This is a genomic window from Lysobacter brunescens (genome assembly GCF_042677005.1).
Classification (GTDB): domain Bacteria; phylum Pseudomonadota; class Gammaproteobacteria; order Xanthomonadales; family Xanthomonadaceae; genus Lysobacter_I; species Lysobacter_I brunescens.
Genome location: NZ_JBHTIF010000001.1, coordinates 2,347,854 through 2,362,201, shown reverse-complemented (window position 1 = coordinate 2,362,201; position 14,348 = coordinate 2,347,854). Strand labels below are relative to the sequence as shown.

General features: G+C 70.5%; 9 protein-coding genes and 2 pseudogenes. 4 read left to right on the top strand and 7 right to left on the bottom strand.

Annotation, left to right across the window (positions count from 1 at the left end; all coding sequences use genetic code 11):
* Positions 1–109: 109 nt before the first annotated feature.
* The gene (locus tag ACFQ0E_RS10360; RefSeq protein WP_386823570.1) at positions 110–1,957 is read right to left on the bottom strand and encodes a 3-hydroxybutyrate oligomer hydrolase family protein; all 1,848 of its coding nucleotides are present in this window, start codon (positions 1,955–1,957) and stop codon (positions 110–112) included.
* Positions 1,958–2,080: 123 nt separating this feature from the next.
* Here ACFQ0E_RS10360 and ACFQ0E_RS10355 point away from each other — a divergent pair, with 123 nt between their 5' ends.
* From ACFQ0E_RS10355 to ACFQ0E_RS10345, 3 genes are all read left to right on the top strand, one after another.
* The gene (locus ACFQ0E_RS10355; protein WP_386823569.1) at positions 2,081–2,749 is read left to right on the top strand and encodes a response regulator transcription factor; all 669 of its coding nucleotides are present in this window, start codon (positions 2,081–2,083) and stop codon (positions 2,747–2,749) included.
* A complete protein-coding gene (locus ACFQ0E_RS10350; RefSeq protein ID WP_386823568.1) occupies positions 2,746–3,711 on the top strand; it encodes a DUF1570 domain-containing protein in 966 nt (321 codons plus the stop codon). The genes ACFQ0E_RS10355 and ACFQ0E_RS10350 overlap by 4 nt, the downstream gene beginning before the upstream one ends.
* An 80-nt stretch (positions 3,712–3,791) precedes the next feature.
* Positions 3,792–4,301, top strand: coding sequence for a hypothetical protein (locus tag ACFQ0E_RS10345; protein WP_386823567.1), 510 nt, complete (start codon positions 3,792–3,794; stop codon positions 4,299–4,301).
* A 95-nt stretch (positions 4,302–4,396) separates the two neighbouring features.
* Here ACFQ0E_RS10345 and ACFQ0E_RS10340 read toward each other — a convergent pair whose 3' ends face one another.
* From ACFQ0E_RS10340 to ACFQ0E_RS19235, 6 genes and pseudogenes are all read right to left on the bottom strand, one after another.
* Entirely contained in the window at positions 4,397–4,885 is a 489-nt protein-coding gene (locus ACFQ0E_RS10340; RefSeq protein WP_386823566.1) for an NUDIX hydrolase, read from the bottom strand.
* 144 nt (positions 4,886–5,029) lie between these two features.
* Positions 5,030–8,404, bottom strand: coding sequence for a PAS-domain containing protein (locus ACFQ0E_RS10335; protein WP_386823565.1), 3,375 nt, complete (start codon positions 8,402–8,404; stop codon positions 5,030–5,032).
* Between the two features lie 203 nt (positions 8,405–8,607).
* Positions 8,608–9,183, bottom strand: coding sequence for a chemotaxis protein CheW (locus tag ACFQ0E_RS10330; RefSeq protein WP_386823564.1), 576 nt, complete (start codon positions 9,181–9,183; stop codon positions 8,608–8,610).
* Between the two features lie 38 nt (positions 9,184–9,221).
* Positions 9,222–11,351: a chemotaxis protein CheB gene (locus tag ACFQ0E_RS10325; protein ID WP_386823563.1), complete on the bottom strand. Its 2,130-nt coding sequence runs from the start codon at positions 11,349–11,351 to the stop codon at positions 9,222–9,224.
* A pseudogene (locus ACFQ0E_RS10320) lies at positions 11,344–13,299 on the bottom strand (response regulator); the annotation flags it as partial. The pseudogene ACFQ0E_RS10320 and the gene ACFQ0E_RS10325, both read right to left, overlap by 8 nt.
* A gap of 318 nt (positions 13,300–13,617) precedes the next feature.
* Positions 13,618–13,872, bottom strand: a pseudogene (locus tag ACFQ0E_RS19235) (Hpt domain-containing protein); the annotation flags it as partial.
* A gap of 188 nt (positions 13,873–14,060) precedes the next feature.
* Here ACFQ0E_RS19235 and ACFQ0E_RS10315 point away from each other — a divergent pair.
* The coding region (locus ACFQ0E_RS10315; RefSeq protein WP_386824107.1) for a pentapeptide repeat-containing protein at positions 14,061–14,348 on the top strand (288 nt) is incomplete at its 3' end.

The following is a 14,348-nucleotide window of genomic DNA, read 5'->3' as shown; positions in this document are numbered from 1 at the left end:
CGCGGAGCACGCGAGGGATGCCGCAATGCGCATGACGCGCCCGACCGGCTTCAAGACGACACCTCCCTGCGCCGGCGTGCATGCCGGCACGGCGATGGTGCTCCGTCGATCAAGGCAGCGCCAGATGCTCCGCCGTCAGCGGCTTCCCGGCGCGCGGGACGGTGTCGATCACCGCGTCGCCGGGCAGCGACTTGCCCTGCTCCAGCGCGTCGAGCGTGCGGTCCAGCGCGCGGTAGACGTAGGGCAGCATCGGCAGGTAGCGCGCGCCGTAGTCGGGCAATCCCAGGAAGGCGTCGAAATGCTGGGCGTGGCGAACCTGCCAGAAACGTACGTCGCGACCGGCGGCACGCGCCTTCGCCACGTAGGGCGCGCTGGTGAAGGCCATCGGGATCAGGCCATCGTCGGCGCCGTGGATCACCGTCACCGGCAAGCCTTTGCGTGGCAGTCCAGCGCGCGTCTCCGCGACGCCGCGATGGACGCGCTCGGCCTCGACCGATGCGCCGCTCCACAGCCCGCGCAGGCACTGCAGTCGCGACAGGGAGGGATCGACACGGACGCTGTCGTCGACGATGCCCACGCCCGCGCCGGGCGGAATGCCGCTGGCGTCGCTCCACCACGCCGCGCGCTCCTGGGCGGTGGCGACGCGACGCGAACCCTCCGCGTTCTGTGCCGACCAACCGTAGCCGCAGGGATGCGCGTCGATGCCGAAGCGGCCGTAGGCCGAGGCGTAGTTCACCGCGACCGCGCGCCAGAGATCGAAGCCGACGCTCAGCGCACCTGCGCGCAGGGCCTCGTCGGTCCAGCCGGAGGCGCGCATGCGCGCGAGCGCGTCGCGGGCCTGCGCATCGGCATCACTGCCATCGACCAGTCCGGCTTCGCGCAACACGCGGCAGCGCTCGGTCCACTGGCCGCGCGCCTGCGCCTGCAGCGGCGGCTGCGGCAGGTCGTCCATCGCGAGCAATGCGCAGGGCATCAGCAGCATCGCTTCGGTCGTGTAGTCGTACAGCGCGCGGCTGTCGTGCCCGTCGACGAGCACGCTGGGCTCGCCGGCGACCACCGCGTCGAGCCAGTCGCCGTCCTGTTCGGCCGCGCGCAGCACCGCGCCGCCGCCGTTGGAGATGCCGACCGCGATCACCCGGGTGTTGGCGAAGGTGAACGGCGCCTCGGCCGGGAACGCCTCGTCGAGTGCGACCAGCGCGAACTCGGCGGCCTGGCGCACGTGGCGGCCCCAGTCGGCCTCGGGGTTGTCCTGCGAGTGCGCATGCTTGAACGCGACGCCGGTCGCGCCTTCGGGCACCTCGGGCGCGAAGGCCAGCGCTTCGGTGCCGAGCGCCGCGATGCTGCCGTCGGCCTGCATGCCGGTGCGTGCATCGAGATCGACGTAATCGCTGCCGGTGCCCTTGTCGGTGTAGGCCACGGCGCAGCCCTTCGGCAGGCCCCAGGCGCCGGCGACCGCGATGGCGCCGTACACGCCGCGCGAGCCCGACGACGGCGCGACCAGCACGCAGCGGCGCGTGCGATCGAAGGCATCGGGCACCTGGACCAGCACGCGATGCGGCTGGCGCGCGCCGGGCACGGTGGCCAGCGCGGAGAACTCGCGACCGGGTACTGTGGCCACGCTGCCGTAGACCTCGCCGTAGCCGCCACCGGGTGCGAGGTCGGCGATGCCGCGCCAGTTGCTCCAGATCGCGCGACGGCGCAGTTCGACGGGCGTCGGCGCGGCGGCATCGGCGAACGCCGGCGGCGCAAGCATGCGCAGGCCGGCGAGGCCGAGGCCTGCGGTCAGCAGGTCGTCGCCGTCGCGATGCGACGTGGTGCGCTGAACACGGAAGGCGGAAGCGTCGCGTTCGATCATCGAAGGTGTGACAGGGCGGGGCGCGGAGGCGCAGGCGGCGAGACCCAGCGCGAGCGCGAGGACGACGACCGGACGGCATGCGGAGTGGGCGATGGGCATCATGACCGATCACCGTACCAGCGCCGCATGACCGCGACATCGTACTTTGGTACGAGACCGTGGCCGTCATCGCCTGCCCCGGCCCTGCTAGGCTTGCCGGCACCCTGCCCGACTCCGCCATCGCCGATGCCCCTGCTGCTGATCGCCGACGACCATCCGCTGTTCCGGGCCGCACTGCGCGGCGCGGCGGTGGACGCGGCGGACGATGTGCAGACCTGTGAAGCGGCCTCGCTGGACGAGGTGCTGGCGACGCTGGAGGCGCGCCCCGACGTAGACCTGGTGCTGCTCGACCTGCACATGCCCGGCAACCACGGCCTGGCCGGGCTCGCTGCGATCCGCGCGCAGTACCCGGCGGTGGCGGTCGCGCTGGTCTCGGCAAACGAGGACCCGCAGATCGTCCGTCGCGCGCTGGACCACGGCGCCGCCGGCTACATCCCCAAGAGCGCGGGCCTGGACGAACTGCGCGACGCGATCCGCGCCGTGCTCGCCTGCGAGGAATGGCTGCCGCCGGCGCTGCGCCCCGCCGTCGCCCGCGCGCGGTCCACGCCCGACGACGCCGACCTCGCCGCACGCCTCGCCAGCCTGACGCCGCAGCAATTCCGCGTGCTGGCGCTGGTCGCCGAAGGCCTGCTCAACAAGCAGATCGCCGACCGCCTCGACGTGCAGGAACGCACGGTCAAGGCGCACCTCAGCGCGATCTTCGAGAAGCTCGGCGCGCGCAACCGCACCCAGGCGAGCGTGATCCTGCGCGGACTGGAGATCAGCGACCCGGCGCGGCAGACCGGCGAAGCGTGACACATATGCCGCGCGATCGCGTCGAACGCCTGCTGCCCGCACTGCTCACCGCGCTGTTCCTGCTCGGCATCGGCGGCTACGTCGCGTGGCGCAGCAGCGCGCATCGCGAAGCGCAGGCCATGCAGGGCGCGCAGGCCGCGAAACCCGCCGCCGCACGAGCGCGCCTGCCCGCGCATCCTGCGCCGCTGCCCGGCGCGCGCGTTGTCGAGACCGCGCATTACGCAATCACCAGCAGCGCCGACGACGAACAGACCCTGCGTGTCGGCGATGCGGTAGAGGCGCTGCACGCCGCTTATCTGGCGTGGTTTCCGCAGGTGGCGCCGCGCGCTGCGGATGCGCCGAAACTGCGACTCACGCTGTACGCGCGCAAGGGCGAATTCCAGGCGAACAACCGCAGCAGCCCGTGGGCCGAGGCCTACTACCTCGCGCCGGTGTCGTACGCCTACTACGCGAAGGATGGCGCGAATCCGTACCACTGGATGCTGCACGAGGCGACGCACCAGCTTAACAACGAAGTCGCGCGCTTCCCGAAGACGAAATGGATCGAGGAAGGCCTCGGCACGTATTTCGGCGCGAGCCGCATCGTGGGCGGCCGCCTGCGGCCCGGCGAGATCGACGGCGACGCCTATCCGATCTGGTGGCTGGACCGCACGGAACTGAGCGGCGACCTCGACGCCGACATCGCTGCCGGACAGTGGATCCCGATCCGCGCGCTGATCACCGGCCGCGATGCGCCGAGCATCCACAGCCACGTCAACCGCTATTACGTGCAGTACTGGAGCCTCACCCACTTCCTGTTCCACGGCGACGGCGGACGCCACGCCGATGCCTATCGACGGCTGATCGCCGAAGGCGGCACGCTGGAGAACTTCGAGCGCCTGATCGGCCCGGCCGACCGGATCGAACGCGACTGGTATCGCCACCTGCAGGCGCGTATCGCCGAATCGGCATCACGGAATTGAAGGGCCTGCGGTTCCGTGCCCTTCCGTACGTGGCGATGCACGGACACAATCCGGCATCCCCGGCATGGAATTCCGACGCGATGCGCCTGCACCCGACTCGCCCCCTGCTCGCCGCCCTGCTCCTGGCCCTGTTCGCCACCGCCGTGCCCGCCCTGCCCGCGCACGCGAAAAAGCCTGCGGACACGTCTGCGAAGACGCAGGCATCGCCGCAGGAAGCCAAAGCCCGCGCACTGTTCGAGCGGTTCGTGCAACTCAACGAAGCCTTCGATTCCGCCCTCGTCGACCTGTACGCCGACACCGCGAAGATCAGCAACCGCCGCATCTTCCCCGACGGCACCTCGCGCGAGATGGCCATGCCCGCACCCAGCTACAAGGCGCTGCTGCGCCAGGTGCTGCCGGTGGCGAAGGAACAGAACGATCTCGACCGCTACAGCGAGGTGCGCTACGTCGTCGAAGGCGACAACGTCCGCATCAGGGCCACGCGCTATTCGGTGATGAAGGATTACTCGGCGCCGCACACGCTGCTGGTCGGTCCGGACACCGACGGCACCTGGCGCATTCTGGAAGAATCGGGCGAATCGCGGCCCTGAGCACACGCTGTCATAGGGTGCGCCTTGGCGCACCGGCTTTTCGCGCGAGGATCCGACACGGTGCGCCAAGGCGCACCCTATACAAATCCGTCAGCTCAGATCCGCGAATAACTCCACGACACCATCCGCCCGTCGCGATACGGCATCACACCGTGGAAGGCGCGTGGATCGTCGTCGAACACCAGCGGCAGGAAATGGCGGTCGCCATCCCACAGCGGCAGGTCGAGGATGCGGTCGACCGGCACCCATTCCAGCGTGCCTTCGGGATTGCTCGTGAACGGCTTGCCGCTGAAACGCGTGACGACGAAAACGAAACCCAGCCAGTCCTCGCCCTGCTTGCCGAAGCCGGGCCAGCTGATCGTGCCACGCAGCGCAAGTTCCTCGCATTCGATGCCCGCTTCCTCGCGGATCTCGCGCTGCATGCCGGCGACCACGTCCTCGTCCGGTTCGATCTTGCCGCCCAGACCGTTGTACTTGCCCAGGTGCTGGTCGCCGGGCCGCGCGTTGCGATGGATCAGCAGCGCCTGCGAACGATCCGGCGACAGCACGTAACCCAGGGTGGCGACGATCGGCGTGTAGGGCATGGGACGGTATCCGGTGCGGGAGCCGCATTGTAAGCCGCGGGGCAAGCGGTGCCTTGTCATCCCGAGCGCAGCGAGGGACCTGTTTCTGGATCGTTGCGACACGCCTGAACAACAGCAGGTCCCTCGCTACGCTCGGGATGACAATCAGAGGCTCCGTGCCGCCAGCAACCGTCGCAGCATCGAGCGCAGCGCCAGCGCCTTCACCGGCTTGGGCAGCAGGCCGAGGCCATGCTCGAGCGCGACGCGACGGACCTCGCCGCTGTCGTCGGCGCTGAGGATCAGGCACGGGCACGCGCCGAAGCGTGCGGACAATCGCGCGTGCAGCGCAACGCCGGTGTCGCCGTCGTCGAGGTGGTAGTCGAACAGCCACAGGTCCGCGAGCGTATGGGCGAGCGCGGCTTCGGCGGCGGCACCGTCGGCGACCGCGACAACGCGGTACTGCCAGCCGGCAAGCACCGCGCACAGCGCGGCCAAGGCCTGCGGATCGTTGTCGACGACGAGCACGCGGAGGCCCGTCTCGCTGTCCTGCGACAGGCCCGCGCTCATCGTTTCGGGATGCACCGGCGCGACTGCGTCCAGGGTCAGCGAGAACGCCGTGCCGCAGCCCGGCCGACTGCGCAGACCCAGCGGTGCATCGAGCAGGCGCGCGATGCGGTCCGCGATCGCCAGTCCCAGGCCGAGCCCCTGCCCGGCCGCACCGTCGCCGCGCCGGAATTCCTCGAAGATCGCCTGCCGTTCCGCTTCCGCGATGCCCGGGCCGGTGTCGTGCACCTCAATGCGCAGGCACCCGCCGTCGCGACGCACGCCCAGCAGCACGCCGCCCTGCGCGGTGTAGCGCACGGCATTCGCGAGGAAGTTCTGCAGCACGCGGCGCAGCAGCTGCGGATCGGTGCGTACCCAGGCGCGCGTCGGGCGCATGCGGAACGCCAGCCCGCGTTCGGCAGCGAGCGCGCGGAACTCCGACGCCAGCGGATCGAGCACCTCGGCCAGCGGGAATGCGCGCGGCTGCGGGACCAGTCCGCCGGCTTCGAGCCGCGACATGTCCAGCAGGCCGGCGAGCAGGTCGCCGGTGGAATCGAGCGCGCCGCGGATCTGCCGCGCGGTGCCGCGACGCGCGGCGTCGGGCAACTGTTCGACCAGCGCGTCGGTGAACAGCTGCGCGGCATGCAGCGGCTGCAGCAGGTCGTGGCCGATCGCGGCGAGGAAGCGGCTCTTCGCGTCGTTCGCGCGCTCTGCGTCGGCGCGCGCCTGGTCGAGCCGCGCGGTGCGGTCGGCGACGCGCTGCTCCAGCGTCTCGTTGCTGCGGATCAGTGCCGCCTCGGTCTGGCGGAACGCGGTGACATCGGTGAAGGTCGCGACGAAACCGCCTCCGGGCATCGGGTTGCCGCGGATTTCGATGACCATGCCGCCGGGGAAGACGCGCTCGCTGACGTAGGGCGTGCCGGCGCGCATGTGGCGCAAGCGCTTGTCGACTTCGTCCTCGATCGCAGCGACGTTCCAGCCGTGGCGCAGGTTGTGGCGCAGCAGATCGGCGATCGGCACGCCCACGCGCAGCAGCGATTCCGGATAGCCGAACAATTCGGCATAGCGCCGGTTCCATGCGACCAGGCGCAGCTCGCGGTCGACGACGCTGATGCCCTGGCTCATGTTCTCCAGCGCGGCTTCGAGCAGGCGCTGGTTGAAACGCAGGTCCTGCGAAGCTTCGCCGACGATCGCAGCGACGGTGTCGAGGTCGCGGCCGGCCTCGCGTCGCGCCGCATCCAGCAGCAGGCGTGCCGACGCCGCGCCGAGCACCGAGGCCAGCTCGCGTTCGAGCCGCGCTTCCTGCAGTGCCGGCACCGCTGCGTCGGCGCGCGCGCCGGACAGCGCGGCATCGACCACCTCGCGCGCGAGGAAGCGCCGGCCGACGTCGCGCAGCAGGTCAAGCGACAGCCCGCGCGCACCGGCACGACGCGGCCCGGCCTGCCACCACGCGCTGCCGCGCGTCGATGCGATCCAGGTGACGACCACGCCGGCGAACAGGCTCATCACCACCGCGCGCCCCAGCCGACTCCAGCCGGTCAGGCCGAAGAACGCATCCGGCGCGATCAGCGACCAGCCCCATGGCCCGGTGCGCAGCCACTCGGCATGCACACCGCGCGACTGCACCAGCGACTCCACCATCACCGGCACCAGCAGCAGCCACATCCACAGCGCGACGGCCACGGCGATGCCCAGCAGCACCGCGCGCGGCGGCGTCTGCGGGCGCCACAGCGCGAAGCCCAGCGCAGGCGCCAGCGAGGCCAGTGCGGAGAACGACAGCGCGCCGACATCCGCCAGCGCGTCGCTGCCGGCGATCAGGCGGCCATAGCCCCAGGCGAGCAGAACGATGGCGAGGATGCCGATGCGCCGCTGCACCAGCACCGCGCCGCGCAGGTCGGCCGATGCGGTCGCGGTCGTGCGGTTCGGCGCCCACGGGCCGCGCAGCCACAGCGGCGTGAGCCAGTGGTTGCCGATCATCAGGCTGAGCGTGACGGTGCTGACGATCACCATGCCGGTGCCGGCACTGAGCCCCCCGAGGAAGCCGAGCAACGCCAGTCCTTCGTGCCCCTGCGAGAGCGGCAGCGCCAGCACGTACAGATCGGAGGGCACGCCCTGCGCACCGAGCAGCGCATCGCCCGCGCGCGCCAGCGGCAGGATCGGCAGCGCGATCAGCACGAGGTAAAGCGGGAACAGCCAGCGCGCGCGCAGCACGTCGCGCTCTTCGCGGCATTCCACCGCACCGACATGGAACTGGTGCGGCAGCGTGAACATCGCCAGCACGCCGAGCAGCACCAGCGGTCCGAAGCCGGACAGATCTGTCTGCGCGACGGGCTGCACGGGCGCGACAGCGAGATCGGTCGGCAGCGAGATCGCGAACAGGCCGATCGCCAGCATCGCGCCGAGCTTGAGCAGGGCCTCGAAGGCCATCGCGAGGATCAGTCCGCGGTTGTGCTCGGCCGCGCTGGCGCTGCGCGTGCCGAACAGCATCGCGAACGCGGCCATCGCCAGCGCCACGTACAGCGCGCTGTCCTGCCAGGCCGGCACCTGCGCGGCATCGTCGCGTACCAGCAGCGCGAAGCTCATCGCCACCGCCTTCAGCTGCAGCGCGATGTACGGGACGATGCCGAGCACCGCGACGAAGGTGACGCCCGCCGCGAGCCAGCCGTCCTGGCCGAGTCGGCTGGCGACGAAGTCCGCGATGGAGGTGCTATTGCTCTCGCGCACCAGGCGCACCAGGCGCATCAGCAGGCCGATGCCGAAGACGTACAGCAGAATCGTGCCGATGAAGGTCGGGGGCAGCGGCCAGCCCGAACGCGCGGCCTGGGTGACCGTGCCGAAGAAGGTCCACGAGGTGCAGTACACCGCCAGCGACAGCGTGTAGACCACGGCCCAGCGTCGCGCGAAGGCCTGCGGGCGGCGCTCGCCGATCACGGCGACGGCGAACATCAGGCCCAGCCACGCCAGTCCGGCGACGATGACGCCGCCGACGCTCAGCATCGCGATGGCCTGCGCAGAGGGGGCATGTCGTCCCGGGCGGATGTGGACGGATCGGGACGAGGATAGCGCGGTCGCGCCCTCACCGGAGCCCCGGGCAAGGGCCCGGACGCGATGCTGCGACTTCGATCAGATCCTCGATCGGGACGGTCCGTGCGGCAGGCAGACGGCGTCGAGCCGCACGACCTGGAACGCAACCGGATCGGTCAGGCGCCTTCCTGCATGTCGTCGCTGTCGGCGGCGATCTCGGCGGTGATCTCCTCGGCGGCGATCTCGGCCACATCCTCGTTCGCCGCCTCGACCTCGGGCTTGGGCGCCGGACGCAGCACGTCGATCAGCAGGCGCTCGGTGGCGTCGAGGTCGGGCACCAGCGCGGTGTCGTCGTTGAACAGCACGCGCAGCTTGATGCCATTGGGCAGGCTTTCGAGGTGCTCGCTGTCGAAGATCATGTTCTCGCGGGTGATCGTGACCAGGCGCGGGAAGCCCTGCGCCACCAGCGCGAAATACGGCATCTTCGGGTCGCCGCCGAGCGCCTTGATCACGATGACCTTGGTGCCGATGGCCGCGCCTTCGGTGTGCGTGCCGGCGATGCGCGCATACGACACCAGCGGCAGGCGCCAGCCGCGCCAGCGGATCTGGCCGAGCAGCCAGTCCGGCGCGTTCTCGATCGGCTCCGGATCGGCGTACGACAGCACTTCGACGGTCGCGGCGTTCGGCAGCAGCAGCTGCGAACCCGCGATCTGGATCAGCACGCCTCGGATGTCGTTGGCTTGGGTGTTCACGGGTGTACTCGCTTCGAATCTCGTGGCGGGGACGACGGTCAGCTCGGCCAGCGCGCGGCGAGCCGGCCGGCCAGCTCGACCGGCAGGCCGGAAGCCGCGCCACGCGAGCGCAGCACCGCGCAGGCCGCGCCGTCGTAGCAGTCTTCCGGCGTCTGCGCGGCGACCAGGGTGCCGGTGGCGGTGGCGGCCATCGCCGCGTCGATCAGCGCCGGATCGCTGCCGCTGAGGAAGACGATCGCGCTGTCGCCCGGCGGCAGGGCCGCGAAGATGGCGGTGGCGCCGCCCGCTTCGGGCACGAAACGCAGGCGTCCACCGCCGGCAGGTTCGACGCCGACGCTGTCGGGCATGAAGTAGATGGTGCCGGGGTTCGCGCTCGCACCGCTGGCCGCCAGGGCCACCGGCAGCGCAGACGCGCGCTCCATCTGCGCGACCAGTCGGTCGTAGCGTCCGCCCTGCAGGTGCAGGCGCACCAGCACGGCAGCCGGGAAATCGGCGGGAATCGACGACAGCAGCTGGCGCGCGGGATCCGGACCACCGAGTCCGGCCTCGATCAGCACGACGCCGGCGGTGTCCGCGCCTGCGATCGGCGGCAGCGGCGGCGGGCCGGCGCTGGCCAGCGGCGGTGGCGCGATCGACGGCACCACCGGCGCGGCCGGCGTGGTCATGTCGAGGGCCGGCGGCAGCGGATCGTCATCGAGCAGGAAGGGGTTGTCGCCGGTGCCGCGCTTCGCCTCGTCCTCGATCGCGACCAGCGACAGGCTGGAGATCCGCGCTTCGAGCGCGCTCAGGTCATGGCTGGCGGGCTTCGGCTTGTCCGCAGGCGCCGGCGCGGCGACGGGCGCATCCTCCACCGGCGCGAGCGAGAGTTCGCCCAGCGAGAAGGTCGGAGCGACGGCCGGCGCAGGCGCGGCATTCGCCGGCTCGGCGGTGGATGCAGGCAGTGGCGGCGGCAGGTTCGGAGACGACATCGGCGCAGCGGGCGCGGAACCGACGGTTTCGGACGCCGGCACGTCATCGGCGGCAGCCATGCTCCGGGCGATCAGCTCCTCGAACGACAGCACCGTCTCCGGATCGCGCTTGGGCGCGGGTGCCTGCACCGACTCGAAGTCCATCGCGGCGGCATCGAAATCGTCGAAACGGATCTCGGGCAGCGGTTCGGTCGGTGCGGCGCGGTCGTTGGACAGCGTTTCGAGGAAGAACGCGTCGTCGTCGAGCTGCAGGCCGGCGGCCGCAGGCGCAGAATCGGCAGGCGCAGCCACAGCCGGCGCGTCGAAATCGAAGGCGTCCAGCGACAGCGACGCATCGGCGGCCGACATGTCGTCGAGCGACTCCTCCGCCATGGCGTCGATCGAAAGCGATTCGATCGGGGCATGTGCGATGTCGGGGGCGCCGAAGTCGACGGCTTCGATGTTGAAGGCCTCGATGTTGAAGGACTCGCCCTCGGCGACCTCCATTTCGAGGGATTCGATCTCCAGCGCGCCGAAGGACACGCGCGGCGTCTCCGCAGGCGTGGCCGGCACGGGTTCGAAGGTCGCTGCCGGCGGCGGCGCCACGGGTGCGGCCACAGGCGGTGCGACCGGTGCGGGCGCGGCGGGAATGGCGTCGAGCAGGCCTGGATCGAGCACGACCGGATCCAGTCCGGGGACAGGCGTCCGGGCGTCGGCGGGCATGCCATCGGCGGGCACGCTGTCGGCATGCGCCACTGCTTCTTCGGTGAAGCTCGCCATGTCGACATTGGCATAGGCCGCCGACGGCGCCGGCACCTTGCCGGGCGAAGGCTGCCAGTCGGCTTCGTTCTCGGCACCTGGGGGCAGCACGTTGGAATCGCGGCGCAGCTTCGCCGACAGATGGCGGACCCAGCGCTGCGCGTCCCAGCCGCTGCGGTGCGCCGCGACGTCCGCTTCGTCGAAGATCACGATCATCGACGGATCGACCAGGATGTCGTCGAAGTTGTCGAGCGAGGCCTCGATGCTCGGTTCGAGCGCGATCAGCAGGGCCTGCGGACGCAGCGCGCGCAATGCGGCCTCGTCCGTCGCGGCGGGATCGACCGCCACGATCAGCTCGGCGCCAGCCTGGCGCACCGCATCGGCGAGGTTGTCGGCTGCCTTGCCCGGTCGCGCGAGCAGCGCGACGCGGGTCCCTGCACCGATGTTGGGCACGTCAGCCATTCGGCCTCACCGATTCGAGTTCGAGCAGCGAGAACACGTTGCGCATGAGCTCGTTCTCCTGGTACGGCTTGCCGAGGTAGCGGTCGACGCCGATGTCCATCGCGCGCTGGCGATGTTTGTCGCCGGTACGCGAGGTGATCATGATGATCGGTACCTTCGCGAGGCGGGCTTCGGCCTTCATCGCGGTCGCCAGCTCGTAACCGTCCATGCGCGGCATTTCGATGTCGAGCAGCATCAGGTCGGGCACGCGTTCGGCCATGCGCTCCAGCGCGTCCAGGCCGTCCTTCGCGGTGATGACCTCGAAGTTGTTGCGCTCCAGCACGCGGCCGGTGACCTTGCGCATGGTGATCGAGTCGTCGACCACCATGACCAGCGGCACCGGACGCTCCTCGACGGGCGCGACCTCGATGACTTCCTCGGCGGCCAGCGCGGCCTGGCGACGCACCAGCGGCGCGACGTCCAGGATCACCACGACGGAGCCGTCACCCATGATGGTGGCGCCGAAGATGCCGGGGATCGACGCGACCTGCGGGCCGATCGGCTTCACCACGATTTCGCGGTTGCCGATGATCTGGTCCACGGTCACGGCGACATGCAGGTCGCCCGAACGGGTGAGCAGCAGCGGCATCTGCAGCTGGCCTTCGGCCTTCGCCGGTGCGTGGCCGAGCAGCTTGCCGAGATCATGCAGCACGTACTCTTCGTTGCCGTAGCGGTAATTGGTGACGCCCTTGGCGAGCTCTTCGCGCGGGATGCGGCCGACGCCGCGCACCGACGCGATCGGCACGGCGAAGGTGGTCTCGCCGATGAGCACGAAGGCCGCCTGGGTGACCGCGAGGGTCTGCGGCAGGCGCAGGGTGAAGACGGTGCCCTTGCCCGGCTCGGAGTGGATGTCGATGGTGCCGCCGAGCTGGCGCACTTCGCTGGCGACCACGTCCATGCCGACGCCACGGCCGGCGAGACGGGTGACTTCCTCGGCCGTCGAGAAGCCCGGCTCGAAGATCAGCGCATCGAGCTGCGCGTTCGACAGCGGGACGTCCTTGCGGACCAGGCCACGGGCTTCACCGCGGGCGCGGATGGCGGCGCGATCGAGGCCACGGCCGTCGTCGCTGACCTGCAGCACGACTTCCGAACCTTCCTTGCGCACCGCGATCTGCACCACGCCTTCGCTGGCCTTGCCGTTCGCGGTACGCACGTCGGGCATTTCGAGGCCATGCGCGACCGAGTTGCGGAGCATGTGCTCCAGCGGCGCGGTCATGCGCTCCAGCACGTTGCGGTCGAGTTCGCCCTGGGCGCCATCGAGTCGCAGCTGGACCTGCTTGCCGGTGTCGCTCGCCGCCTGGCGCAGCACGCGACGCAGGCGCGGCACCACGGTGTCGAACGGCACCATGCGGGTGCGCATCAGACCTTCCTGCAGTTCCGAGCTCACGCGCGACTGCTGCAGCAGCAGGGTTTCGTACTGCTGGGTCAGGTCGTCCAGCGTGGTGTGCAGGCTGCCCAGGTCGGCGGAGGTCTCGACCAGCGCACGGGACAGCTGCTGCAGGTTGGAGAAGCGGTCGAGTTCGAGCGGGTCGAAGTTGCTCTCGACCTCCTCGCCCGCACGCTGGTAGCGCGCGATGATCTGCGCTTCGGTTTCGATTTCCAGGCGACGCAGCTGGTCGCGCAGACGGATGTTGGTCTGCTCCATTTCCGCGGTGGCGCTGCGGAAGGCACCGAGCTGCTGTTCGAGGCGCGAGCGGTAGATCGCGACTTCGCCCGCGTAGTTCACCAGGCGATCGAGCAATTCGGCGCGGACGCGGACCTGTTCCTGCGTGCCGCGCAGCGCGGCGTCCTCGTCGACGCCGGTCGACGCTTCGAGCGGCGTGGACAGCGGACGCAGGCCGGTGGCGGGACGCGGCGCGGCGGTCGGCAGCGGCGCGGGCTCGGCGGCGACGGCATCGGCGACCGGCGCGGTCGCTGCGACGTCTTCGGCGAAGACCGGCGCAGCCTCGACCGGGGCCTCGAACTGGGCCTCGGCAGGCGCTTCGATGCGGGTGTCGGCGGCAGCCTCGGCCACCTCCTGCACGGGTACGGCCTCTTCGACCACGCTGTCCACGACCGGCGGCACGGCGACCGGCGCATCGACCGGCAGCGTGTATTCGCGGCCCTTGGCGCGCGCATCGAAGGCTTCGATCAACGCATCCGGCATCGAGATCGCGCGGCGGTCGCCGACGCGGGTGACCATCGTGTGCAGGCGATCGAAACCGCGCTCGAGCAGCGGGATGTCCTGGCGACCGAGCTGGGTGCGATGTTCGGCCGCCGCTTCGAGCAGGGACTCCATCGCATGGCCGAGCTCGCCGATCGGCATGATACCGGCCATGCGCGCACCGCCCTTGAGCGTGTGCAGATCGCGCTGCAGGCCACCGATGACTTCGCGTTCGTCCGGGCTTTCGCGCAGGCGGACCAGCAGCTGGTCGGAATGGTCGAGCAGGTCGCGGCCTTCCTCGACGAAGATGTCGACGAGGTCTTCGTCGAGATCGTCCATGTCGAGGGCTTCGTCGGGATCGACCGAAGCGGCCTTGCCGAGCATCGCGGCGACCGCTGCGGCAGCGGCGGTGCCGCCGACCGCGATCGCGGGCACTTCGATGGCAGGCATGTCGACGGCAGGCGCGGCAGCCGCTTCTTCGATGAGCGCAGCTTCCTCCGGCACGAACGGCGTATCGACATGACCGACTGCTTCCGGCGCTTCGGCCAGACGGCGCTCGGCTTCGAGCAGCTCGGCTTCGAGACGCTCGGCTTCGGGACGTTCGGCTTCGAGACGTTCGGCTTCGAGACGTTCGGCTTCGAGACGTTCGGCTTCGAGGCGCTCGGCTTCGAGGCGCTCGGCTTCGAGGCGCTCGGCTTCGAGGCGCTCGGCTTCGAGGCGTTCGGCTTCGAGGCGTTCGGCTTCGAGGCGCTCGGCTTCGAGGCGTTCGGCTTCGAGACGTTCGGCTTCGAGGCGTTCGGCTTCGAGACGTTCAG

Bases quoted from the DNA above. Each gene is read 5' to 3' on its own strand.
- ACFQ0E_RS10360 (WP_386823570.1), bottom strand. From the start codon at position 1,957: ATGATGCCCATCGCCCACTCCGCATGCCGTCCGGTCGTCGTCCTCGCG.
- ACFQ0E_RS10355 (WP_386823569.1), top strand. From the start codon at position 2,081: ATGCCCCTGCTGCTGATCGCCGACGACCATCCGCTGTTCCGGGCCGCA.
- ACFQ0E_RS10335 (WP_386823565.1), bottom strand. From the start codon at position 8,404: ATGCTGAGCGTCGGCGGCGTCATCGTCGCCGGACTGGCGTGGCTGGGC.
- ACFQ0E_RS10325 (WP_386823563.1), bottom strand. From the start codon at position 11,351: ATGGCTGACGTGCCCAACATCGGTGCAGGGACCCGCGTCGCGCTGCTC.
- ACFQ0E_RS10340 (WP_386823566.1), bottom strand. From the start codon at position 4,885: ATGCCCTACACGCCGATCGTCGCCACCCTGGGTTACGTGCTGTCGCCG.
- ACFQ0E_RS10345 (WP_386823567.1), top strand. From the start codon at position 3,792: ATGCGCCTGCACCCGACTCGCCCCCTGCTCGCCGCCCTGCTCCTGGCC.